Consider the following 24362-nt stretch of genomic DNA (forward strand, 5'->3'; position numbering starts at 1 on the left):
CGGCTCCCACCAGGATTTCGCGCTCTCCGAGCGCAGCCCGGTAAGATCCACCGCATGCGCTGGACCCGCCTCTTCGTGCTGTTCGCGCTCGGCCTGGCTGCGTGCAAGTCCGAGCCGCCTGCCGCCGCGAAGCCAACGGCATCCGCGAGCGCTTCTGCGGCAGTCGAGGCGGCATCCGCGGCCGCGAGCACACCCGCACCGAGTGCGAGCGCGCCGCCAGCCGAATCCCCTGCCCCGCTGGACCCCAAGCGCTACGCCTGGCTCTCCGACAAGTCCCAAGATTTTCCGCCTGCGGTCGACAGCCTCAGCACTCGCTTCCCATCCCCACCGAGCTACACGCGGGTGAAGGTCGCAGCCGGTTCCTTCGGGGAGTGGCTGCGCGGTCTACCCCTGGCTGCCGAGAAGACCCCGGTGAAGAACGTGAAGGGAGCGGTGGTTCACGAGGCTGATGATCAGTACGTGGCCGCGGTGGTCGCCATCGACTTTGGGAAGATCGATCTGCAGCAGAGCCCCGACGTGGTGATCCGGCTCCACGCCGAGTGGCTGTGGTCCCAGGGCGAAAAGACCATGACCTATCGCTCGGCGACCGGGCTCGATCTGCCACTTTCTCGCTGGGCGCGCGGCGAGCGCCTCGAAACGCAAGGCGCGAACGTGATGTGGCTCACGAAGGGCAAACCCGCCGAGCTGGACCACGCCGAGTTCCGCGAATATCTGCGAGGCGTCTTCACCTGGGCGAACAGCACCTCGCTGGCTCAGCAAGCCGAACCGGTCGCGGCGACGGACCTGGAACCGGGCGACTTCTTCGTCCACACCAGCTCTCCGGGACACGCGATGATCGTGCTCGACGTGGCAAAAAAGGCCAGCGGTCAGGAGGTCGCATTGCTCGGCCAAGCGCTCAACCCCGCCCAGAACGTACACGTGCTCAGGCCTGGGCGTGCGACCGCTTGGTTCAGCCTGCGACCCGGCGATCCGATCATCACGCCGCACACCAAAGAGTTCCCGTGGGAAGGGCTACGTCGACTCGGCCGACCAAAACCAGCGGAGTGAGACGCCGTTCGCTCACAGCCCGGCGAACACGGCCCGAATTTCGTCAGCGCGTGCGAAGGCGTCATGGCGACCGAGCTCGATCAGGCGTTCCGCGAAACCGCCATCGAAGAGCAGGTACGAGGCCCAGTCGGCCTCCTGGCTCATGCCCTCGACCGCAGCCCGCGCCAGAAAGCGTTCGAGGAGCGGATTGAGCTCGTTCTTCGGAGGGATCGCCGTCCGCAAGTAGTCACCCGCGATGCGCCCGATGTCCTCGGAGGGTTCGAAGACGAGGGTGTTGATACGCCGGTAGCCGGTGCCGCGGGTGCGCACCAACACGTCTTGTACACGCTGGAAGGCTTCGGGGGAGAGCGTGTGCTCGAGAACCTCGACGAGCTCGTTCAGCCGAGCGAGCACTTGAAGATCACGCTTCACGGGATCGAGGAGCAGCGCGTTCAGCAGCTTCCCGACCAGAAAGAGCGGTCCAAGGTCCATGCCCTCGGCCTCTTCGTACTCCCGCCGCAGAGCCTCTAGCTCGCGCTCGCTGGTGTGGTGCCCGACGGACACGACCAAGATCGGATCGGCACCCGCCCTCAGGGCTGGCGCGATCGGCGTGTTGAGCCGCAACCCGCCGTCGCAGTAGAAGCGCTCGCCGACCTTGCGAGTCGGAAAGATGAGGGGGATCGCCGCGGATGCCAGCACGTGGTCGATGGTGATGGGCTCCACTCGGGCCACCCGCACACCGGCCATCGACGGCGCGTAGTTCACGTTGGGCGCGACGTCGGCGAACACCGTGGTCTGCCCCGAGACCACGTGCAGCGCGGCGACCAGCACCGCGTCGATCCGTCCGTCGCGCACGTTGTCGCGCAAACGTTCGAAGTCGATGGCCTGCGCCACCACCTTCTCGAGCGCGCGGGTATCGAGCAGGCTCGACCCCGGCGGGATACTGCCGGTTCCGGAGCGAAAGAACTCGGTCACCCGGCGAGGCCAGCGCATGAGGCCGAGCAGGCGGAGCTTGGCGTGGGTCTCCAGGCGCAGGCTGCGCCAGAAGGTCAGCAGCTCTCCGATCCGGTGGTCGCCTTGGTCGGCCCCCGATGCGAGGTACGCTGCATTGATGGCCCCCACGGACGTCCCCGAGAGCACACGGAAGAGTGGCGGCGCATCCGCCTTCCGCTCGGTCACCTCCATCACGCCCGCAATGACACCTGCCTCGTAGGCACCTCGCATGCCGCCACCGGAGAGCACGACACCGGGAGTTTTTGTCCTAGCGGTCAGGGTTTCGATGCTAACCCAGCTGGGCGAAGGACGCGGAGTTTCCAGCCCAAAGACCGCAACTCAACCCGACGGCGCATCGAACGGAAACGGCCACCCATCGGCGTCGTTGGTGTCGGCTCCCGCGTCACCGGCGTCGATCGGGCAACCGGCGTAGTCGTCCGCGCACACTCCGCCATGGTCCGCGCAGCTCTGCCGGCACTGGCAGGGCGCAGAGTCGACGCGCATGACCTCGCCGTCGGCGCACTCGCAGGTGCCGGGTTTGCAGTCGGCGCAGGCTCCGCTGGAAGACACCACCGCCCCGATCAGTCCAGCCGCGACGAGCCATCGGACCGGGCGGAGCCACCTGCGGATGCCGCGCTTGCCGTCGGTCATGCTGCCGACCTTGGGGCAGATGCACACAAAATGAAAGCGCGGCGACCGGCGGGAAGGCGCGGGTGGCCCCAGGCAGGCCGGCCGCTTAGGCTAGACGGGTATGCTGAGATTTCACGGCGCGCTCGGGCTCGCGCTCCTGACGCTGACGGCATGCGCTGCAGCGCCGCCGGCCGCGGGCGGTCGTACCGACCCGCTCGAACCGCGCGCGGAGCCGGAGCCAACGACCGAACCGTTCAGGGTGCTCTCGCCCAAGGAACGCGTGCCAAGCTTCCGCGTACGGTCCACCGGCGATCGTGTCTTCGACTCGTCCGCGTGGGTCGGGAGCCAGCCGTTCGTTCTCGTGTTCCTCGCGACGTGGTGTCGCGTGTGCGAGATGAAACTCCCGATGGTGACCGATGCGCTCGCCGAGCACCCGGATCTGCCCGTGCTCGTGGTATCGCTGGACGACGCCGAGACCTGGGACGCGCTACCGCGTTTCCTGGCCCGACACCGCCTGGGGCAGCCCGTGATCCGCGGCTCCGCGTTTCCGCGTTTTGCCCTGAGCTACGACCCGCTCCAGACCGTTCCCGTCATCGCCGTGGTGGGAAAGAACGGCTACCTGGTCGATTATCAGGTCGGTTATTCACCCAGCCACGCCCTGCGTCTGGCCGCGGCCCTGGAGATTGCGCGGCGAATGCCGGCGGACGCACCCCCCTTCCTGGACACCCCAGACGCCGAGCCGCCTGGTCTATGATCGCGGCCATGCCAGCGGCCCAGGTCAACCAGACGGAGCTCCGACTGCATGCCTTCGGGCTGAGCGATATCGGCCTCAGGCGTAAGAACAACGAGGACGTCGTCCTGGTGCGCGACGACCTAGCGCTCTATCTGGTGTGTGACGGGGCCGGCGGCCACGATGCCGGAGACATCGCGGCCCAGACTGCGACACGCACCGTCACCAACCTGATCGCGGAGACCCGTGATCAGGCCCTCGGGCAACCTGATTTCGACGTCTTTGGTCTGGCCCGCGATGGACGCCTGCTCGCGACGGCAGCTCACCGCGCGAACCAGGACATCATGGGCATGTCACGGGCTGCTCGCAGTCGCCGAGGCATGGGCACCACCCTCGTAGCTTTGTTGTTCACCAAGCGCGCGTCGATGGCACACCTGGTTCATGTGGGTGACAGCCGCTGCTACCGCTTGCGGGCCGGTCACCTCGAGCAGCTGACCACCGACCACTCGATGATCAACGACGTGATCGAACAACGTCCGGATCTCGACGACGATGTCTTGTCGAGTTTGCCGCAGCACGCGGTGACCCGCGCCCTGGGAATGGAGGACAAATTGCGCGTGCCCCTGGCATCGCGCGAGGTCGTGGATGGCGACCGCTTTCTCTTGTGCAGTGACGGGCTGAGCGGACCGGTTGCGCCCGACGCCATCGCGCAGGCGCTGTCTCGGGGTGATCCTCCGGCCGAGACCGTGGTGGCCCTGATCGATCTCGCCAAAGCTGCGGGCGCTCCGGACAACGTGACGGCCCTCGTCATCGACTGCCAGGGTCCCAAACGAACTGCCGTTCCGGTCTACGACCGGGCCAGCTTCGACTCCCTTCCCAGCGCGCACCCGTCGGATCCGGAGATCTTGCTGCTCGGAATCGAGGAGATCCCCCTCGAGGAGATCAGGAACGCGGAGCTCGACGAGCTCGGGGCGGTGCTCGCGCGGTTGATTCGGCGATGACGACACCCAGCGAACCGGGGGCAGCGCCTCGCTACCGTGTGCATGAACCGCCACTCGGCTCACTCGAGCTGCCGGCGGTAGGCGGTGCCATTGGCAGCGAGCCAGAAGATTTCAGGGTCGACGAGGTGCTCGCGTGGCCGCTGGAGGGCAGCGGCGACCACCTCTGGGTGCGGATCGAAAAACGCCTACTCAACACCCAGGACGCGATCGAGATCATTGCCCGCGGCACGGGCGTCCACCCGCGCGAGATCGGCAGCGCCGGCATGAAGGACAAACACGCGGTCACGTCCCAGTGGCTGTCGTTGCCGGGGAGTGTCGTTGCAACGGACACCTGGCAGCTGCCCGAAGGCATGCGCCTGCTCGAGGCAGTGCGACATCCGAAGAAGCTGCGCACCGGGCAGCTTTCGGGCAACCGTTTCACGATTCGCATCACGAACGTGCCCGAGGGCGGCGCCGCACGCGCCCGTGCAATCACCGAGCGCCTGGTCGAGCACGGCATGCCCAACCACTTCGGTGGACAGCGCTTCGGCATCGGTGGCGCGAACCTGGGGCGTGCCATCGCCTGGCTCGAGTCCGGCGCCCGCGGAGACAAGAAGCGCGGCCGCTTCTACACCAAGCTGTATCCGAGCGTGATCCAGTCCGAGGTGTTCAACCGTTACTTGACGCTCCGCAGCGCCGAGGGTCTCGCGCGATTGATCGCAGGCGACGTGGTGAGGCTCGAAGGCACGGGCTCCGTGTTCCTGGTCGAAGATCCAGAGAAAGAGCAGCCGCGGCTGGAGCAGAAGGATCTACACCTCACCGGCCCGATGCCGGGTCCGAAGATGCGGCGAGCCGGAGCCCGGGCAGCAGAGCTGGAGAAGCTCGCCGCCGAAGCGGCGGGGCTCGACGAAGGCTTGTCCGAAAAGCTGGGGCGCTTCGTCGATGGCACACGTCGCGACCTCCTGGTTTTCCCCAGAGAGCTCGTCGTCGGCGAGCCCGAGCCGGGTGTGATCGAGCTCGGGTTCTTCCTGCCCGCAGGCAGCTATGCGACGGAGCTCGTGCGTGAGCTGACCCGCTCGCCCTTCTTCGCGCCGCGCGGGGAGCCACGGCCGTGAGCGTCGGTGCGAGCCATCCCGACGCGTCGGAGTGACGTCGAGGCTGCAGGCGTTTCCGCGCCCTGGGGCTCATGGCACGTGCGCGCCCAGCATGAGCAGAAGCCCGATGACGACGCCGACGACGCCGACGATCAGGGTGATTCGCGAGCCCTTGCTCGGGCCAAATGCCGCGAGCAACTCGTGGCGCTTTTCGCCGCTGACCATGAGACGGTCGTCCGGGCCGCTCGCGAGGCAGCCCTCACCGCGGTAGGCGGCTCCGCGCCGCACCACGGCGAGAACGAGCACTTGGTCTCCGACCGCGAGCGACCGCTCTGAGACGTCCGCGTCTTCGTGGCTCTGGAGCTCGAGGTTCTCGAGCTCCAAGAGCGCGCGCAATCGATGGCCGCCCGGCGCCCCCACGCCGTCCACGGTCGTCTGCTGGGGTGCCGCGCGCAAGAAACCTCCGGTCGGGTCCAGGGCAATGGTCGGAGCGCCCTCGGGCTCGACCGCAAACGCGGTCCGCTTCGACCTCGTGCGGCTCACCCGCGCGCTGCGGCCGCGCCCTGACGGCGCAGTCACCTCGAGCTCGAGCTCCGTCCAAACGAACTCCTTTCCGGTGAGCTCGCCGTTGACGGTTCCCTCCGTGCCCGCAACGACGCGGCCGCTCACGAGCACGAGCTCACCATCGGCGCTCGAATCGAGGTCGACCACGACCGGCACCGCGGCCAGACCGCGCGCCATGCTCGGATAACTGCCGAACACCAAACCCATCAGGCCAAACATCACCGCGTAGCCGGCCAGCGGGAGGATGAAGACGGGGCACAGCGCCATCACACCCCGATGCGGGTGGAAGAGCACGGCCACCAGCATCGGCACACCGATCCCGAGCACGAGTGGCCCCAGCACCAACACGTACACGACGACGGTGGCGAGCATTCTGGACAACCAGGGGTCGTCGCGGCTCACCGCAAAGAAGGCCGCCAGCCGTGCCTGCTCGATCCTTTCGGGAGGAAAGAAGCCGTTCCTCAAAGCCCCCGACTAGTATCATCCCGTGCCGACCCGCTGCGTCACAGAATCGCGGGCGAAGGGTCCGCGCGCGGAGCCGCGGGGTGACTCGCCAAAGCTCGCCCCCTGGGCAGCGGCGCTCCCTTGCTCTAGGCTCGTGGGGCCATGAACCGCTCCGACATGACCACTCCGGATCTGCCCCCGCCCAAGCTGGAGGCGCTGATCGAAACCATGTTTCTCGCGGCCTCTGCCGACGGCGAGTTCAGCGACGAAGAGCAGGCCCACTTCAAGAACAGCCTCGAGTCCCTGACCAGCGCCCGACTGAGCAAAGAGGAGCTCAGCTCGCTGCTCGCCCAGGCGAAAAAGGATCTCGACCGAGAGGGCCGGGACAAACGACTCTTGTCGGTCAAAGCGCGCCTGCCCGAGCCGGCGCTGCGCAAGGTCGCACTCTCTCTCGCGATCCAGGTGACCGCCGCCGACGGCATCATCCGCACCAGCGAGCGTGAGCTGATCCTCGAGACTGCCGACGCGCTGGAAATCGACCGCGACGAAGCCGCCGATCTGGTTCGGACGCTCAGCCCCTAGTCCCGCTGCAAGACCCCGTCGATGAACACCTCAGCCGGTGCGGCGAGCGCCGAGGGGTCGGCGAGCGGATCGCGATCGAGCAGCAGAAAGCTCGCGCTCCGTCCCACCTCGATGCGCCCGAGCCGGGAAAACCCCCAGTAGTCCGCCGGTGCCGAGGTCATGCAGGCCAGCACGGCTTCCCCATCGAGACCCGCCGCGACGAGCTCGTTGATCTCGCGGCTGCTTGGGCCCGCAACCTGCGTGTTGCCGAAGTCGGTCCCGTAGAGCACCACGGCGCCCGCGGTGCGCAGCTGCTTCAGGTTCGCACGCGCGGTGAGACCGCCGAAGGCGGAGAGTGTGCTCACGACCGCGCGGCCCTTGAAGGCGCTGGCCGTCTCGCTGGAGAGCGCCTCGACCGGAGTGTGAGCGAGCACGTCCACCCCAAGCACAGCCCCACGCGCAGCGTCGGCATCGCCGAGCGCGTGCGCGACGAGTTTCATGCCTCTCGTGTGCGCCGCCAGCGCCACCGCTCCGAGCGCCGCGTCGTCGAGCACGGGACCCGAATCGATCGGCACCTTCACGACGCGAGCACCGAGCGACCAGAGCTCTTCCACCGCGGCCGCCGCCGCTTTCGCGCCTTCTACCTCGAGCCCGTAACCCGCGCTGCCCCAGCTCTCGGTCGGGTAACCGTGGGGCGCAGTGATCATCGGCCCGGAGGCGAGCAGCGTGAGCGGTGCGTGGGAGACACCCAGGAAACCCTTCGGCGACGCCAGATCGACGGCGCCGGCAACCCCGTGTCGAGCCAGCTCTCGTGTCTTTTCGAGGTAGGCCAGGTGTACGTGACTGTCGATGATCGCCGGAGTCAGGTAACGACCGGCCGCGTCGACGCGCGGCAGCCCGGGTTCGACCTTGCCCACGCTGACGATGAGGCCATCGCGGATCTCGAGGTCACGCACCCCGACCCCAGGCAGGGTTGCGCCCCCCACGACGAAGTGCGCGCTCTGCTCTGGTGCGCGCTTCTCGAGCGGGACCTCGCTGCGACATGCACCGAGGAACGCGCTGCCCAGGAGAGCGAGCATCAATCGGGTCGAGACGGGCACCTGAGCGTGGTACGACGAAACCCGCGCTCCGGATCGAAGTGCTCGATTTACGCTCAGACAGCGCGACCGGGGCCGGCCTTGACGATCAGGTAGCGAAACGGCTGCTCGACCGACGCGTTGTCGATCTCGAGCCGCGAGCCCAGGGGTAATCCGACGACTCCGCCGGACCCGAGGGCGTTCGGCGACCGGTCGACGTACAGCACCGCCTCACCCGAGAGCGCAACGACCAGCTCACAGTCCGTCTCTTGAACGTGCGCCCCGACACGGCCGCCCGGCGAGAGCTCACACAGGAGCAACGTGGTGAACGGCGCAGGGAGTGGGCTCTGCTCGAGAGCCTGAACCAGGACACTCCCCTCACCGCCGAACAACGCATGCCGGCGCTGCGCACGCCCAGGGTCGAAGTCCATCCCGCGAACCTACTCGACCTCCGCTCGGAGCAGAAGCCGAGCGCGGCCCGTCATCGTCACTTCACCACGGCCGCGATCGCCGCGCTGAGCTTGGCCATGTCCACCCCGAGGTCCTTGCCGTCCGTGCCCTTGGCTTTGTAGGTGCTCGACGCGGAGAGTGAGTAGTCACCGGACGCCACGTCCGTGAACCCGACGGCGGCAGCGTCGGCCGGAAAGAAGTTGCCGGGTGGATAACTCGCCGCGAGCGCTCCGACGATGGCGTTCGCCGTGAAGACCGCGCCGGGCAGGAAGAAGGCCAGCGCCCCATTCCCCTCGCCTTTGCCGGAGCCAAAAGCGCCGTAGTCCCCCTTCATGACGATGTTGTTGGTGAAGCGTGCGCTCTCGGAGACCACGACACTGTCGCCCATCACCAGGAACGCATTGCCCGCCATGGTCGCGGTGTTGTGATCGATCTTCACCTTCACGCCGGGTTTCTTCGGCGCTATCAGCTGAAATACCCGACCGTCTCCACCCCATGCATCGCGATTCACGTCGTCGAGCAGGTTGTTCTGGATCACGACGCGCTGCTGCTGCTGACTCGGATGGTTGTCGTCTTCGCCGGCCAGATTGATCCCCGAGCCAGTGTGCCGCACGACATTGTAGACGAACGTCAGGTCCTCGACCGTGGACCAAGGTGCACTCCCGTCCTGATTGCGCGGGGTGAGCACGACCGCAAAACCAACCTGGGCGTCGGCCCAGTTGTTCTCGAGCACGTTGGCCGCAACCAGGACCCGTCGTGCGTTCTTCAGCTCGAACAGGTTCTTCTCGCTGAAAGCCAGCGCCTTCCAGGCTACGGGTTTTACGATGTGGTTCCCGCAAATCGTGATGTCCGAGGGCACGACGTTCGGGACGGCCGGATCCGCTCCGCCGAACATGATGTTCTCACCGGCCCCTTCCAGGTGATTGTTGACTATCAAATACGGCCCCGGACCCGCCCAGCCAGCGATGGCCTGGGAGTCCGCGCCAGCCTCCTTCAGGTCGGCAAACCACGAGTCAATCACCGCGGCGTCCTTGGAGTTGAGTGCCACACCACGGCGGGCGCCCTTGGCCGCGTCCCCGTGCACGTAGCAGCGATCGATCACGATGTGATGGGGGAAGTCCGCGTCGCTCTTTGCCCCCGAACCGAGGTCCACGAGATTCGTGGCGTACGCTCCGGGCTCCGGGGAGATCTCGAGACCGACCAAGCGGTAGTGGTGAGCACCGGGGGCCGTGCCGAACACACTGCCTACGTTTGCAGGCACGACGACCTTCGCCAGCTTGCTGGCGAAGGTCGGATCGATGCGCTGTCCCGACGGGGGCAGCTCGCTGTCCGCCACATCCGTGCGGATCACGATCACCGCGTCGCCCGTCTTCTTCGGCAAGCTGAAGGGACCTTTGAAGGTCGCGCCCGCAGCCAGCCGAATTTCGTCCCCCGGCAAGGCGGCATCGAGGGCCGCCTGCAGATCACCGCCGGCCGCTACCTGGATCGACTTGCCCGTCGGTGCGACGTAGGTCGTATCCACACTGAGCTGCGGCAGGCTCTGCCCGACGTCGGAGTCCGACGTGATTCCAACCGGGCACGCTCCGGACGCGGTTCCTCCCCCACCCCCGCCGCTACCCGCGCCACCGCCTACCGCCGTCGTGCCTCCGCTCCCCGCGGCTCCGCCCGTGGCCGACGTCCCGCCGCTGCCCGACGCACCTCCGCCACCGGTGGCGGTCTTGGACCCACCCTCGTCGTCACTTCCGCAGGCAGTGACTCCCCACGATGCAATAGCCATCAAAACCCAAACGGCTTGTCTCAGCATGGCGCCCCATTTCGCTCTCGAGCCGTCGCGCTGTCAAAGCCCTTGCGCGTATGCGGCGCGCCGGGCGCGCGGGCTGCCCGGACGCGGGCAGAGGCAGCGCCGCTCTCTGCTCAACGACCAAACAGCTTGAACAGCTTGCCAAAAACCTTGCTCAAACGCGACTCGGGCATCTTCCAAACCACGGGAGCGGGGCCCTGGTACTCACCGAGTTGTTCCAAAATTTCCTGCAGCGGCCGCGCTCGGTCGAGGACCACCGGCAGCGCACGCCCGGTCTTCGGGTTCACCGCATCGATGCTCATCACGCAGTGTTCATCGAACGACAGACGGAACAGAACCGTGCCGCCGTCCTGGAGCACGCGGTCTTCCACCACTGCCGAGCAGATGTATTCGTTCTTGGCAACGTCCGTGAACTCGCCTTGAAAGATAGGTACGGATGCGGTGCCCAAGAAATCCGCCGCCACTTTGAGCTCACATTCCACGGGCAGCCGGCTGTTCTTCGGGACCAGCGCCTCGAAGCGTGTCCCGGTCACCCCGCGGCCCACACTCATCGGCAGGATGTCGAGCAGCGTGGGGGCGTCCGAGGTGCCAATTTCGCTCGCCAGGAGCGCGGCCCCGAGCGCCACCGCCTCGTCCGGGTTGATGCGTTTGCTCGGCCGGCGGCGGAAGAAGGTGGCCACCGCGTGCTGTACCGCGGGGATGCGCGTCGCACCGCCCACCAGCACGACGTCGTCCACCTGGTTCGCGGTCAGGCCGGCGTCCGCCAGCACCTGTTCGGTGATGGCGATGGTGCGCTCGACCAGCGGCCGGGTCAGCTCCTCGAAGACCTCGCGGGTGAGCTCTACGCGCAGCTCGCGCCGCGGGTCGCGCGTGAACTCAGGAAGCTCCACCATGTACTCCGTCTGCACCGAGAGCGAACACTTTGCGTGCTCCGCTGCTTCGCGCAGGCGGGCGATCTGCTGTGGCTGCGGGTCGAGCTCGATGGCTTCGATGCGCTGAAACTCGCCCAAGATCCACGAGGCGACGACGTCATCGAAGTCCGAGCCACCGACAAAACAGTCGCCACCGGTAGCAACGACCTCGAGATGCCCGTCGGTCACGTCGACGATGGAGATGTCGAACGTGCCGCCGCCGAAGTCCCAGACCGCAATGCGGGCCTGTGATTTCTGTTTGTGCCCGTAGGCGATGGCCGCGGCCGTCGGCTCGTTCAGCACGCGCAAGACCGTCAAGTTGGCCTTTTTTGCCGCACGCCGCACGGCATCGCGCTGCACCTCGCTGAAGTACGCGGGCACCGTGATGACGGCAGCCTCGACCGGAACCCCCAGGTGCTCTTCGGCGGTCGAGCGCACCTCCTCGAGGATCTGGCTCGCGATGTCGTCCATGCTGATCACGCTGTCGCCAACCCGGACCCCGAAGCGCTGCCCTTCGGCTTCGGCCAATGGATAGGCGAAATGCTGCTGTGCCTCGGCGGCGGTGTCGGCGCGGTAGGTGCGCCCGAGCAGGCGTTTGGATCCGTACACGGTCTGGAGCGGGAATAGGATCTGTCGATCCGCCGCCCGCTGGCCGACGTGGCACTTCCCGTCGTCGCTGAAGGTGATCATGGAGGGCACCGTGCTCTTGCCAGTGCGCCCGGGGATCACCACGGGACGCCCGTCGACCACGTGCGACACACACGTGTTCGTGGTCCCGAGATCGATACCGATGATCATGCCGGTGCGACGCACCCGGAGCGGCTCGATCTGCGGCGCCGTTTCGTCGTCGAGCTCCTCGTCCGCTTCGTCCGCGGCAGCCTCGACGATCGGAGCCGGCGCGCGCTTCGCGTCCGTGGGCGCCAAGCCCGTCGGCAGCGGCGGCGCACCGACCACACCGCCCGGCAGCTGCGGCGGTCGTCGTTCGTGGGACGCAGCGTCCGCCGAGGCGAGTACGGCAACGACATTCGGGTCGACGCCCAGTGCAAGGAACGCGATGCCCATGCCTCGCTGGGTGTCAGCCCAGACCACCCGCGCGAGCCCGACGCACAATCGTTGACCCGCGTCGTCGAGCGCCTCGAACCGGATCTCCTCCCCGACCCGCGGCAGAGCGTCCGTTGCTACACGAGCGCCGGTGGCGCTGACGTCTCGCAGGCGGTCGACCTGAAAGGTGTCGCTGCCGAGGTTTGCCCACAAGATACGGGCGGACGACTCGAGCCGGAGGGACTGGCGACGGTCTTCGGTCAAAGCTGGCGGCGCTCCAAGCGACCCAAACTAGCGCAATCGCCCCGGACGTAGCCACCCCCCTTGGTGAAAAGGGCGCAAGGACGCGAGGATTGAGAGTCAGCGATTCGACACGGCAGCTTCGATCGCCGCGACCAGGTCATTCGCGGCATACGGTTTGTGCAGGAAAGCCGCGGCTCCGCTGCCCAACTCGACGGACAGGTCTTCTTCGAAGTAACCACTGCACAAAATCACCCGCACGCCGGGATACTCGGCCACCAGGCGCTCGAACACCTCCCCGCCACCCATGTCAGCCATCGTCATGTCGAGCAGCACGACGTCGATGTTTGGTCGCAGCTCCGCGTACAGGCGCAGCGCCTCGCTCCCGCCGTCGGCGGGGATGGCCCGATAACCAAACGCCTCCAGCAAGCGGCAGGTGACCTCGCGGACGATCGTTTCATCATCCACTACGAGCACCGTCGCGCCTCCCGTCGGTTGCACGTTCGAGCGCGCGGTCGTCGAAACCGCCACGGCTGCCGATGACGCCGGAAAAAAGACGCTGAAGGTCGTGCCCGCGCCCACTTCGGACTCGACCTGAATGGCCCCACCGTGCCGACGGACGATACCGAGCGTCGCCGCGAGGCCCAGTCCTCGACCCTTGGTCTTGGTCGTGAAGAAAGGATCGAACACCCGGGAAAGGGTCGGGGCATCCATGCCGTGACCGGTGTCGCTCACCTCGACGAACACGTACTGCCCACCCGGAAGCTCATCGTTCACGTAGGTCTCGGAGAGCTGGGCCTGCGCGAGCTCGCGCACCCCGGTCTTGACGGACACGACCCCGGGGCGCTCGCCCAGGGCATCGGATGCGTTCAAGATCAAGTTCATCACAATCTGCTGAAGCTGCGCCGCATCGCCCTCGATGAGCGGAATCGAGTCATCCAGGTCCGAGATGAGCTCAGCGCGTTTGGATACGACGGTTCCGAGTAATCCCGCCATCTCCCGCACCACCTCTGAGAGCGCGAGCGCTCGAGCCTCGACGTGGCCACGACCGGAGTAGGTCAGCATCTGCCCGGTGATGTCGGCGGCACGACGGGCCGCAACTTCGATCGCCGCGAGAGCCTCGGCAGCCTCGGAGCCCGGCGGGATGTGGCGTGACGCGAGGGTGGTATTGCCCAGGATCGCCGCCAGCAGGTTGTTGAAGTCGTGCGCGACCCCACCAGCGAGGAGTCCCAAGCTCTCGAGCTTCTGGGTGTGACGCATTTGCTCGACGAGCGCGTGGTAGCGAGCCTCCGCCCGCCGGCGTTGTGAGATGTCCCGAGCAGTGAAGAGAGTGGCGGGTTGGCCACGCCAAACGTAGGGCACGGCCGAGAGCTCGACGTCGACCTCGCCGCCGTCCAACCGGCGGACCTTCGCCTCCACGGCCGTTAACAGCTCACCGGCGTGCCGCCGGCGTGTGTATTCGACCAGCGCATCGATGCGGTGCGTCCCGACGATCTCCTCGACCGGCTTTCCGAGCAGCGCCGCCGAAGTCTCGGCGCCGAGCAGCCGAACTCCAGCCCGGTTGATGAACACCAGCTTCTGCTCCTGCACCGTCGCCATGGGATCGGGCGAACCCTCGACCAACTCGCGATACCGCGCCTCGCTCTCCCGCAGGGCCTCTTCCGCCCGCCGACGCGAGGTGATGTCGAGGAATGTGACGATGGCGCCCGTCACCTCACCGCTCTTTGGGTCTTTCACCGGCACGGCTCGAAAGAGCGCCCAAGCGATGTCGCCGGCCGGCCGCCGAACCCCGATGATGCGTGGCGGTTGCGCCTCGCCGGTGGCAAGCGCTCGCGTCACGGGGTAGTCCTCGAGCGGGCATGGCACCCCGTCCTCATCCACGGTCTCGGTGACGAAATCCACCGTGTAGCGTTGTGTCAGCTTGTCCAGGCTGAGTCCGAGCACGCGACACGCGTCAGCGTTGGCCGTGGCGATCGAACCGTCGCTGCGAACGTGCACCACGCCACCGGGCAGCGCCTCGACGATTCGGCGATTCAGCTCGAGACTGAGCTGCAGTGCGTCGTGATTGGCGGTTGTCGCGGTAGCGTCGACCGAGACGCCGCGCAGAGCATCACCGTCCAGCATCGCCGAAAGGAGCAGGTGGCGGGGCTTTCCGTCGCGCGCCTGCAACGTCACCGGGAAGGCGCTGATGGCTCCGTGCTCGTCGACGCGCCGCCAGAGCTCGTCGCGCTCCGCCGGGTCTCGGTAGAAGTCTCGAATGTTCGAGCCCACCATCGACGCCGCATCAGGGAAACCTGCGACGCGTGCGATGGTCGAATTCACGTACTGCATCGTTCCGTCGCGAGCCACCACGAACACGCCGAGCGGACCGTCCTCCAGCATCTCGAGGAAGCGCGGGTCGACTTCACCGAGAACAGTCGTCACACTCATGGGATGCCGCCGAAGCGTAGGCATACGTTTGTCCTCCCGCCACGAGGAATTTAGGTTCGGTGGAGTGTCAGGCCGGGCGGCGAGAATGCCGCGGCTCGCGCCGGCTCGCTCAGTAAGCGATGCGGGACGCATCGAGCGACGTCAGAGCGAAGGTGGTGACGGCTTCGGCGGGGGCTGCGAATGCCGCTGCGCGTTTCGGAAGAAGGGGTCTCGCATGCCTAGTGACCTGCTCGCGCCGCGCAACGGCGGCGGCTTCGCCGACCCGAGCGCAGGCCCCCGTTCACGCTCGCGCATGCCTGAACAAGGGTAGTGCTGGATCCGCGGTGCGCCCAGCGCGATGAGCCATACGTGCAGTGTCCGACCGACAAAACTCGACGATTGTTTGGGCGAAAGCCGCTGCTCATGGAACAGATTCGGGAGTGTCGCGTCTCTCCGTCATTGCTGCGCTGGTCCTGACTCTGGGGTCGGGCTGCGCGCGGGAGCCCGCACCGCAGGCACCCCTCCGTTATCGCGGCGCCGAGCTCGGCTACGGAGCCTGGGCACCCCCCGGGCTGGTCGAACCTCCGGATCAGCCGCGAGTTGCAGCGCTCGGCTACGGCGCTCCGACCTTGCCCAGCGCGCCGGATCCAACGGGGAGCGCGCCACGACGCGTCGAGCCGGTCTCACGACCCGATGTGCCAGTGTTCTCGGGCAGCGAGATCCCGAGCGCAGACGCGTGCATCGCCGAGCTCGCTCGGAGTGGGGTGACGTTCGCTCGCGTGAGCGAAAAGCGCGGAGTGGACACGCCGGTGGAGGTCACGAGCAAGATCGGCGGCGTTCGTTACGAGTCGGGGGGGACCACTCGAATGCTGGCCGACTGCCGCCTGGTCGTCGCGCTTGGCCGCATCGCGCCCGTGCTGGCTGACCTTGGTGTGACCGCCATGCGTTTCTCCGGGGCCTATTCGTACCGCATGAGCCGAGTTGGGCGCCTGAGCTTGCATGCGTACGGGCTCGCGCTCGACGTGCACGAGATCGCCTTCAACGGCAAGCGGCAGTCCGTGGAGCTCGACTTCGCGCGCGGCCTGCCTGATGGCTGCAGCGCCGCCGCACCCCTGCTCAATCAGCTGGCCTGCCGTCTGAAGGCGACGCACCTGTTCAAGGAGCTGCTGACCCCGGACTACGACAGCGATCACCACAATCACATTCATCTGGCCATCGCTCCGGTCGACAAACCCAGCGCGCCCGCTCCGCCGAAGGCCGCTCGACCTACGAGTGCTCGAGCACCCTCGCCCGCGGTCCCGCTCGCAGCACCGTCAAGAGCTGGCCGCGACACCAAGCCGCGCCAATCGAGAACCAGGCCCGCGAAGAGCGAGCCCCAGCAGAAGAGCGAGCCCCAGCAGAAGAGCGGGCCCCGCCAGAACGACGAACCGCAAAAGAGCGAGCCCCCGCAAAAGAGCGAGCCCCCGCAGAAGAGCGAGTCCCCGAAGAGCGAGCCTGCCAAGGACGAGCCATCGAAGAGCAAGCCCCCGAAGAAGAGCGAGCCATCGAAGCACCGACGCGGGCCCACCAAAGCGGGGCCGCCCAAGACCGAGTCGAAGCCCGATTTGCCTTTGGATGATCCGCCCAGAACGGAACCCCCCCGCGCACCTAAGCCGGACCCGAGCCCTGCCCCGCGCAAGGACGCAGCCAAGTCTCGAAAACACCCTAGGAAGGCCCAGCACGCTCGCGACAAATCCCACGCAACGCGGCGCGCCCACCACCCGGGCAGGCAAAATCGAGCCCGTCCGAGCTCCATCTGACGCGATCCGCTCGCAAGTCTTTCGCCAGCTCCTCGATTCGGCGCAGCGGGTGCGGAGGTCACGCAATCTCGCGATCGCCTGGCCCCTCCCCAAACGGTGCTGAGCGCATCGCGCACGCCCTCCTGACTCACCCGGCGCAGCCACGGAACGCCCGGGAACGCGCTGCGGCGGACTGATCGCGGACCTCTGGTATGCCTCGTGCAGAGCCGCCCTCCATGCGGGGCATGCCACCGATCGGCAGCGTGATGACACCGTTGCCCTACTCAATCGACGTTTCCGAGGACGTGGTCACCGCGCGGGTCGTGATGGAGGAGCACGACATCCATCATTTGCCAGTGACGAGTCAGGGCAAGATCGCAGGCGTGATCACCGCCCGGGACATTCAGGTCGCGGGCGCGCTCGCACCCAGCGCCGGCCCGCTCACCGTCCGGGAGGTGTGTCACATGCCGGCATTCGTGGCCGACCGTGCTGACCCGCTCGACGCGGTGCTCTGCGAAATGGCCGAACGGCAGCTGAGCTCCGCGGTCGTCGTGGACTACGATGGCAAGCTCACCGGCATTCTGACCCTGGCGGACGTGTGTCGATTGTACGCCGAGGCCCTCTCGGGGCACTTCCCGCAAAAGTCTCGCCCCTGAGACCGGCGGCACCCGCAGCCCGCGGCGATCAGCTGGGCAAGACGAAGTGCGCACCGAGCAATCGGGCGGTGAACGTCGCACGAAGATAGAAGCCCTTGGGACCGGTATCGAAGACCGCACCGTCCTTGTCGATACCCGAGCGGCGAGCGCGCGAATTGGCGGCTTTGGGTCGCACCTGCAGGCACTTGCCCAGGTGTCCGGTCAGGCTCTCGACGTCGCCGCGACCGATCAGACCTGCGAGCTCTTCCCAGTCGAAGCGAAGCTCCGCTTCCTCCTCGGGGCTCGGGCTCCAGAGCAACGGCTCACCAACGTGTCGGACTGCGGGCGCGAGGGCGCGCTCCCCTTCGACGGGCACCCAGAGAACGCGACCGAGCTTGCGAAATACCGGTGAGTCGCGCCACTCGAGATCGGCGACGGCAGTGAGGGGGATCGTACACACGAAGGTCGACTCACACGGACGCCCGCGACCATCGACCGGCAGCGTCTTCAGCTCGACGCCGATCTCCGAAAAGTCGGGCACGGGTCGCGACCCGGCATTGGCACCAAGAGCTTGCTCGATCAAGCTGCCAACGAAGCCCTTGGCACGACGGAGATCCGCCGGGCAGACGACACCGAGCTCGCGGGCGAGATCACCGAGCTTTCGGCCCGCCAGAGCCCGAGCGCGGCACAGCACTTCGGCTTCGGTCTTTGGCGGGGAAATCGTCACCAGGGCGAGCATAACCAATGCCGATTGGTTGCACCGCGCTCGCTTCGACGATAGTCCGAAGGCACCGATGAAACACCCCTCGCTGCTCTGCCTGTCGGCCGCTCTGCTCGCATGCGCGAGCCGAGAAGAGGCCGGTCCGGCGCCGAGTCGAGCGGCAGCAGCTTCGGCGGACCCAGCAACGCAGTCCCCGACGAGCTCGGTGAGCGCGATTGCTCCCGCGCCGGAGCCATCCAGCAACCCCCAAAAGGCCCTGGCAAAAGCCGCGGAAGAGCCCCGTGTCTACGCCAAGACTCGCTTCGTCTGGATCAGCCCCGAGCCGAACGCCTCAGGCTGGGTCGGCTTCATGTGGTTCGGCGGCTCGGCGAAGCTCAAGGATCCCGAGCCAAAGAACGGCCCCGGGTGCACGAAATGGTACGCCATCGAACCGCGCGGTTACGTGTGTGTGGATGGTGTGCGCGCGACGCTCGATGCCAACGACCCGGAGCTCGTGGCGATGCGCCCCTACGCGCCGAACATGTCGAGCGCCTGGCCCCACCAGTACGCGGAGTCGCGGGGTGTCTACCGATATCCAGAGATCCCGAAACATTCCGAGCAGCGCATGCGGGAGTGGGATCTCCAAGACCATCTGGCGCGGATCGAAGACGCAAAACAAAAGGACAAACGCCACACGTCGCTCGTCGGCGTGGATCTCAATCCGGCGAAGACGCCGGCGTTCTCACTCGGTAAGCTGCCTTCGACCGTGCACGAACCGCGCTCGCGGCTGACACCGCTCTCGACCGTCGCCTACAGCGCGGAGGCCGTGTCAGAGGACCGCAGCTGGTTGCTCAGCGCCGATCTGCTCTGGGTGCCCAAGGACCGAGTCGTTCCATACAAGAAAGTCACGTTCGCGGGGGTGCACCTCGGCAAAGACGTCAAGCTGCCGCTGGCGTTCTTCCGCAGCCAAGACCGCTCGAAGTTCAAGGACGAGAACGGCAAGCTCATCGAGACGACAGAACGCTTCCCGCGCTTGAGCCACGTGGAGCTCAGCGGCGCCAAGAGAGAGCAAGAGCGCGTGACGTACCTGGAGACCCGCGAGCCGGGCATCTGGGTAAAAAAGACGGACGCCGTGGTGCCGACGCCGCAGGAAAAAACCCCGTGGGGTGCGCCGGTCGGAGGTCCCGACACCAAGGAAGGCCCGGCGGGCAGGCGCACGTGGATCGAGTCGAGTGTGTGGGGAGGCTGGATGATCGCCTTCGAGGGCACACTACCGGTCTTTGCGACGCTCATCGCCCCAGGGCGCGGCGGCACTCCGGCAAAAGGCATCGATCCGATCGAGACGGCGGCGACCCCCGTCGGCGTGTTCCCGATCACCGGGAAGTTTGCGACCGCCACGATGGTGGCGCCCGGCGAGTTCATCCACTCGGACGTGCCCTGGGCGCAGAACTTTCACGGCCCGCACGCGCTGCACGGGGCGTACTGGCACGACGACTGGGGCGACCGCAAGAGCGGCGGCTGCGTCAACGTGTCGCCCATCGACGGCAAGTGGCTCTTCGAATTCACCGAACCCCCGATGCCGGAGGGCTGGCACGGTGTGCGCTGGCGCCCGAACGTCGAACCGGCAACCACGTTCATCGTACATCAGTGAGCACGCCCGGAGCGCCGCGCCCGAACACGACTACGAGCAGGGGCTGCTTGGCCTGCAAACCCTGGCGAATCGACGGAGCGTACTACCAGCCCCTTGGCACGACCGGAGCGACGGGAAGCGGGTCGAGGAACGCACTCCGTGCCAGGTCCGGACAGTTCGCGCGCCCGTGCCCGAAATAGTCATTGCGACCCACATCGAGATACTCGGGTCTCCAGGGCGACCCGCCGGCGTACATCAGATCACGTGGGTCGTCGGAGGTGTGACCGGCGCGGGTGTGCCGTAGCTGGAATGGGAAGACCGGCGATGGGAACTAACACCGCCCCGGCGGCAGCGGAGTGCCAAGCTCGCTGGCGAGCTCTTCCAGAAAAGTTCGGAGGAACTCCACGCGCCGTTCGGCCTCCCGCCGGCCGAGCTCCGTCGTCATCGTCTGCGGCAGAGCCAGCAACTTCGTGAAGAAGTGATCGATCGAATAGCCGAGGTCATCGAGCGGCCGCTGCTCGGCCCACACGTCCTCGGCGTGAAAATAGCGCGCTCCCATGCGAGTCCCGGTCGAGATACAACGCATCAGCCCGAGTGCGCCGAGCGCCTCGAGCCGATCGGCATCCTGAAGCGCGCGGCCGAGGGGGCTCGTCGGCACGGCCCCGCGACTGAAGCTGTGATCGCGGATCGCCTCGGCGACGAGCGCCGTCTCCGCCTCCGAGAAGCCGTGTCGCGGGAGAACCCGGCTGGCGCGCGCCGCCGACATTTCACTCGCAAGCGCGCGCTCCGGCGAGTCCTTCGGCAAGTTCACCACGTCGTGGAGCAACGCCGCGGCCAGCGCCACCCGCTCGGAGACCTCACCGGCGCTGATGCGCAGCGTCCACGCCGCAACACGGAGCGCGTGGTGCAAATCGTGCCCTGGGTCGTCACTCAGCTCCGCGCGAACCTCGGCCAACAACGCGGGCAGCTCGCGCTCCGCCAGCTCGAGACCGTCAAAGCGCGTCGATACTGCCGACGCCGAGTCCTGGGTCATCCGGACTCCTCACCGAGCGGCACGCCCGTCTCGGCCCGAACGAACGGTCGCAGCCGCCGACCATCGAAGCGGTAATAACGCGCGCGGCGGTGCTGCACGCCCGTCTCCTTGTCGTCGAGCGGCACGAGAGACGGCCAAGCGAGCGCCCGTTTGCGAAAGTTGCGTTTGTCGAGCGACTCGCCGAGCACGGCTCGGTGCAGTGCCTGCAGCTCTCGCAGCGTGAACCGCGCTGGCAAGAGCTCGGCGCCGAACGGGAAACGCTCCGCGCGAGCACGGACTCGGGTGAGCGCCAAGGCAAGCGCCTCGTCATGATCAAAAGCCAAACCTTGCGCCCGCGAGACCGGCACCCACTCCGCACGCGCAGCATCGTCACCCGCCCGAGGCTCGTGCTCGGACAGGCGCAGCAGCGCCAGATGCGTGACACTCACGATCCAGCCGCGGGGATCGCGCCCGGGCTTGCTGAAGGTGTACAGCTGTTCGACCGAGACTTCACCGAGCCCGGTCTCTTCGGTGAGCTCCCTCGACGCCGCGGCCTCGGCGCTCTCGGTCGGTTCGACGAAACCACCGGGCAACGCCCACTTGCCCGCGAAAGGGTCGTGCCCGCGCTCTATCAAGAGCACGCGCAGCTCCTTGCCGTCGAACGCGAGAGCCACGACGTCTGCCGCCAGGGCGGGCCGCGGATACTCGCTCACGACCCTTTTCCGTAGCGCGCGCGGAGCTCAGCCAGCTCTCGCTCGAAACCGCCGCTCAGGATCGGGAAGCGGCACCAGGTCTTCGGATCCAGGCTCTCGTCGTCGACGTGAAAGCTGGGCGCGTAGCGCTCGCGCTTCCACTGATTCTGGCTGAACAGGCGAAAGAAGCGCTCGACCCAGGTCACGAGCTCGGCCGCTTCGTACTCCGGGAATTCGGCGCGCATCAGCTGCCACACCTCGACCGGCGTGCGCTTGTCGCGGATCGCCGCGCGTTCGATGGCGTCCAGGAGCACGTACGGCATCAGGTCGCCTTCGTCGGTCTGATGCGCCGAGGCAGGGCGCAGCTCCGCCGTGGGCTGCTGCACGTTCACGGCCCCAAGCTCCGGGATCGGACCGAGCCCCGCGGGCCCTCGCGTCTCCAGCCACGCGAGCCAGCGCCGCAAGTAGGCCTTGTCGATGCCGGTGATGGGCGAGAGGCCTCCGGCGGTGTCACCGTCCATGGTTGCGTAGCCCACGGCCGCCTCGGAACGATTGCTCGTCGAGAGCAGGAGCGCGCCCATCACGTTCGCCAGCAGCCACACACTCGGCGCGCGCACCCGCGCCTGGATGTTCTGCAGCGCAATGTCGTCCGTCTCCCACGCGAGAGGTCGCCCGAGCGCCGACGACGCGAGCTTCACGTAACCCTCGACCAGTGCATCCACGTCGAGCTCGACGTGGCGCGCGCCGAGTGCTTCGGCGACCGTCCGCGCCGCCTTGCGCGTGATCTCCCCGCTGTTCTTGGTGGCCTGGTACGCCGTGGTGAGCAGCAGATGCACGATCTCACGCTCGCTCTTGGCCGCCGCGACCTTGGGGATGTGTGCGAGTTTTTGGGCCACGCCTGCCAGACCGAGCTCCTGCACGGCGAACCGCACCGCCATGGCACACAGACAGGCCACGGCGCTCGAGTCCGCGCCGCCCGAGAGTGAGATCACGAAGCCCCGCGCCTTGCTCTTCCGCAGGTAGTCGAACAGCGCCAGGGACACGGCCCGCGCGAACTCCTCTTCTTTCAATTCCGAGCCGCTCTCCCACGCTGCCTCGACCAACGTCTCGCGGGTGATCTCGGGCACGGGATACTCGTGCGGCACACTCACACACTCGCCGGGCTCCGCCTCGACCTGCGGGCGGAAGCTCGAGAGCCAGCCATGCCGTCCCCGCGTCAAATCGACGTCCACGGTCGAACTGATGAGTGCGTGGTCCGCGAACGAGAAGCGGGGCGACACTGCCGACAAACGTCCGCCCGACGCGATGGCCGCATCACCGTCGTAGATGGCGCGCCCGGCCTCGTTGCCCACGAGGTTCGAGTACACGTAGGTCACACCGAAGGCCCGGGAGCCCTCCAGCACCAGGCGCCGACGCACGTCCTTCTTCCCGAAAGCAAAGTGGCTCGCTGACGGATTCAAGATCACGTCGACGGCGTCGAGCGACAGCTCGGCTCCGGGCCGCTTGGCGATCCAGGCGTCTTCGCAGATCTCGAAGCCGATCTTGATCCCGCCGCAAGAAAAGTGGAGGTCGCCCACTGGCAGCGCTCGCCCTTCCACCTCGGTCACGCCACGCTTGCCCCGAGGCCACGGCTTGAACCAGCGCGGTTCGTAGTGGATTCCGTCGCCGGCGAGGGCCCGCTTCGCAACGAAGCCCAGCAGCTTGCCATCGGCGACGAGCGCGGAGCAGTTGAACACGGCTTTGTTGTGCCGGAGCGGCAGCCCGAAATTCACCACCAGCCCCCGAGTCTCCGGCAAGAGCTCGACCAAGACCCGCATGCTCGTCGAGAGGACACCTGGCGACAGGAACATGTCTTCGCAGCCGTAGCCCGAGATACAAAGCTCCGGCAGACACAGGATGCCCACTCCGGCCGTGCGCGCAGCGGCGATGGCGGCCAGGATATTTCGCTTGTTGCCCTCCCAATCGAGCGGCGTCTGATTGAGCGTGGCAGCGGCGACTTTGACCAAACGCATGGCGGGCCTCGGCTTCGGACAGGAGCCCGGATCGTCTCCCTTCCGTCCAAGCTGTCAAGCTGGCAGGCTTCCGAAGCAATGAACGTCCATGCTGACGAGCTCCGGCTGCTTGAAGCGGCCCAGGGCGGCGATGATGCGGCGCTCAGCGAGATCATCGCCCGTTATTCGCCGAGCATCTTCCGCTTCGGCATGAAGATGTGCCGGAACGAAGAGGACGCGGAGGAGGTCATGCAGGACACACTCCTCGCCGCCGCGCGGCACCTCGGAGATTTCCGAGGGCAGAGCTCGCTCTCCACCTGGCTCTACACCATCGCCCGCAGCTTCTGCATCAAGCGCCGCCGGAAACACGTCGGGGAGCCCAAACGACACGAGCCGTTGCACGAGCTGAGCGCCGAGGGTGTTCCCGAGCTCGTCGACGCGACCGCACCGGACCTGCGCGCCGAGGCCAACGAGCTCGGAGCGGCGCTCGAGCGCGCCATCGACGAGCTGGACCCGATGTATCGCGACGTCCTGGTGCTCCGGGACGTCGAAGGGCTGACCGCGCCGGAGGTCGGAGCGGTGCTCGAGCTGAGCGTCGAGGCGGTCAAGAGCCGCCTCCACCGAGCCAGGGCACAGGTCCGCGATCGCATCGCTCCGCTGTTCGCACCCGAGCCAGAGGCGCCGCCCGGAACGAGCTGCCCGGACGTGATCGAGATCCTGTCACGCCACCTCGAAGACGACGTGAGCCCAGAGGTGTGCAGCGAGATGGAGCTTCACGTGGCGGGCTGCCCGCGCTGCAACGCCCGCTGCAGTTCCCTGAGGCAAGCTTTGGCGCTGTGCAAAGCGTCCCCCCTGCCGGAGGTCTCACCAGAAATCTGCGCGCTGGTGAAACGACAAATGCGGGCCGCGCTCGTGGAGCTAGAGGGACAGACCAGGTAGCGTCGAACCGAGAGTTCGGGCAAGCTCGCTCGTGT

Annotated in this window: 21 protein-coding genes; 9 read left to right on the forward strand and 12 right to left on the reverse strand. The window is 67.1% G+C overall.

Translation table 11 applies throughout. From position 1 onward, the window contains the following. The first annotated feature begins 54 nt into the window (after positions 1–54). The gene (locus IPI67_28155; GenBank protein MBK7584058.1) at positions 55–1047 is read left to right on the forward strand and encodes a hypothetical protein; all 993 of its coding nucleotides are present in this window, start codon (positions 55–57) and stop codon (positions 1045–1047) included. A 12-nt stretch (positions 1048–1059) separates the two neighbouring features. Here IPI67_28155 and IPI67_28160 read toward each other — a convergent pair whose 3' ends face one another. Both IPI67_28160 and IPI67_28165 read right to left on the reverse strand, forming a co-directional pair. Beyond that, positions 1060–2250: a patatin-like phospholipase family protein gene (locus IPI67_28160; protein MBK7584059.1), complete on the reverse strand. Its 1191-nt coding sequence runs from the start codon at positions 2248–2250 to the stop codon at positions 1060–1062. A gap of 108 nt (positions 2251–2358) precedes the next feature. Continuing rightward, positions 2359–2670: a hypothetical protein gene (locus IPI67_28165; protein MBK7584060.1), complete on the reverse strand. Its 312-nt coding sequence runs from the start codon at positions 2668–2670 to the stop codon at positions 2359–2361. Between the two features lie 100 nt (positions 2671–2770). Between IPI67_28165 and IPI67_28170 the strand changes: the two genes are divergently transcribed. Genes IPI67_28170 through IPI67_28180 form a run of 3 tightly spaced genes read left to right on the forward strand, consistent with a single transcriptional unit; the run spans position 2771 to position 5474 of the window. Beyond that, a complete protein-coding gene (locus IPI67_28170; protein MBK7584061.1) occupies positions 2771–3403 on the forward strand; it encodes a TlpA family protein disulfide reductase in 633 nt (210 codons plus the stop codon). Positions 3404–3411: 8 nt separating this feature from the next. After that, entirely contained in the window at positions 3412–4380 is a 969-nt protein-coding gene (locus IPI67_28175; GenBank protein MBK7584062.1) for a serine/threonine-protein phosphatase, read from the forward strand. Further along, on the forward strand, positions 4377–5474 hold the full coding sequence (locus IPI67_28180; GenBank protein ID MBK7584063.1) for a tRNA pseudouridine(13) synthase TruD: 1098 nt from the start codon (positions 4377–4379) through the stop codon (positions 5472–5474). Before IPI67_28175 ends, IPI67_28180 begins: the two co-directional genes overlap by 4 nt. 69 nt (positions 5475–5543) lie before the next feature. On the opposite strand, the gene IPI67_28185 is transcribed toward IPI67_28180, so the two are convergent. Further along, entirely contained in the window at positions 5544–6482 is a 939-nt protein-coding gene (locus IPI67_28185; protein MBK7584064.1) for a hypothetical protein, read from the reverse strand. Between the two features lie 141 nt (positions 6483–6623). Between IPI67_28185 and IPI67_28190 the strand changes: the two genes are divergently transcribed. Beyond that, positions 6624–7043, forward strand: coding sequence for a TerB family tellurite resistance protein (locus tag IPI67_28190; protein ID MBK7584065.1), 420 nt, complete (start codon positions 6624–6626; stop codon positions 7041–7043). Here the strand turns inward: IPI67_28190 and IPI67_28195 are convergent. From IPI67_28195 to IPI67_28215, 5 genes are all read right to left on the reverse strand, one after another. Beyond that, on the reverse strand, positions 7040–8122 hold the full coding sequence (locus IPI67_28195; GenBank protein MBK7584066.1) for an amidohydrolase family protein: 1083 nt from the start codon (positions 8120–8122) through the stop codon (positions 7040–7042). The genes IPI67_28190 and IPI67_28195 overlap by 4 nt on opposite strands. A gap of 53 nt (positions 8123–8175) precedes the next feature. Next, positions 8176–8529: a hypothetical protein gene (locus IPI67_28200; GenBank protein MBK7584067.1), complete on the reverse strand. Its 354-nt coding sequence runs from the start codon at positions 8527–8529 to the stop codon at positions 8176–8178. A gap of 56 nt (positions 8530–8585) precedes the next feature. Then, on the reverse strand, positions 8586–10325 hold the full coding sequence (locus IPI67_28205) for a hypothetical protein (GenBank protein ID MBK7584068.1): 1740 nt from the start codon (positions 10323–10325) through the stop codon (positions 8586–8588). 137 nt (positions 10326–10462) lie between these two features. Then, entirely contained in the window at positions 10463–12565 is a 2103-nt protein-coding gene (locus tag IPI67_28210) for an Hsp70 family protein (GenBank protein MBK7584069.1), read from the reverse strand. 96 nt (positions 12566–12661) lie between these two features. Beyond that, complete coding sequence (locus IPI67_28215; protein ID MBK7584070.1) at positions 12662–15103, reverse strand: PAS domain S-box protein; 2442 nt, start codon at positions 15101–15103, stop codon at positions 12662–12664. Positions 15104–15390: 287 nt separating this feature from the next. Here IPI67_28215 and IPI67_28220 point away from each other — a divergent pair, with 287 nt between their 5' ends. Both IPI67_28220 and IPI67_28225 read left to right on the forward strand, forming a co-directional pair. Beyond that, a complete protein-coding gene (locus IPI67_28220; protein MBK7584071.1) occupies positions 15391–16749 on the forward strand; it encodes an extensin family protein in 1359 nt (452 codons plus the stop codon). Positions 16750–16940: 191 nt separating this feature from the next. Beyond that, the gene (locus IPI67_28225) at positions 16941–17384 is read left to right on the forward strand and encodes a CBS domain-containing protein (GenBank protein ID MBK7584072.1); all 444 of its coding nucleotides are present in this window, start codon (positions 16941–16943) and stop codon (positions 17382–17384) included. Between the two features lie 28 nt (positions 17385–17412). Here the strand turns inward: IPI67_28225 and mutH are convergent, their stop codons facing one another. Then, complete coding sequence (mutH, locus tag IPI67_28230; protein ID MBK7584073.1) at positions 17413–18102, reverse strand: DNA mismatch repair endonuclease MutH; 690 nt, start codon at positions 18100–18102, stop codon at positions 17413–17415. Positions 18103–18157: 55 nt separating this feature from the next. Here mutH and IPI67_28235 point away from each other — a divergent pair, with 55 nt between their 5' ends. Next, a complete protein-coding gene (locus IPI67_28235) occupies positions 18158–19714 on the forward strand; it encodes a L,D-transpeptidase (GenBank protein ID MBK7584074.1) in 1557 nt (518 codons plus the stop codon). Positions 19715–20024: 310 nt separating this feature from the next. Here the strand turns inward: IPI67_28235 and IPI67_28240 are convergent, their stop codons facing one another. The 3 genes from IPI67_28240 to nadE are packed head-to-tail and all read right to left on the reverse strand — an operon-like array spanning position 20025 to position 23409. Further along, positions 20025–20726 carry an HD domain-containing protein gene (locus IPI67_28240; protein ID MBK7584075.1) on the reverse strand — a complete coding sequence of 234 codons (702 nt, stop codon included), beginning with the start codon at positions 20724–20726 and terminating at the stop codon, positions 20025–20027. Then, positions 20723–21418, reverse strand: coding sequence for an NUDIX hydrolase (locus tag IPI67_28245; GenBank protein ID MBK7584076.1), 696 nt, complete (start codon positions 21416–21418; stop codon positions 20723–20725). The genes IPI67_28240 and IPI67_28245 overlap by 4 nt, the downstream gene beginning before the upstream one ends. Then, positions 21415–23409, reverse strand: coding sequence for an NAD(+) synthase (nadE, locus tag IPI67_28250; protein ID MBK7584077.1), 1995 nt, complete (start codon positions 23407–23409; stop codon positions 21415–21417). Before nadE ends, IPI67_28245 begins: the two co-directional genes overlap by 4 nt. A 78-nt stretch (positions 23410–23487) precedes the next feature. On the opposite strand from nadE, the gene IPI67_28255 reads away from it, so the two are divergent. Beyond that, on the forward strand, positions 23488–24327 hold the full coding sequence (locus tag IPI67_28255) for a sigma-70 family RNA polymerase sigma factor (GenBank protein ID MBK7584078.1): 840 nt from the start codon (positions 23488–23490) through the stop codon (positions 24325–24327). Positions 24328–24362: the final 35 nt, after the last annotated feature.

The organism is Myxococcales bacterium (genome assembly GCA_016706225.1).
Taxonomy (GTDB): domain Bacteria; phylum Myxococcota_A; class Polyangia; order Polyangiales; family Polyangiaceae; genus JADJKB01.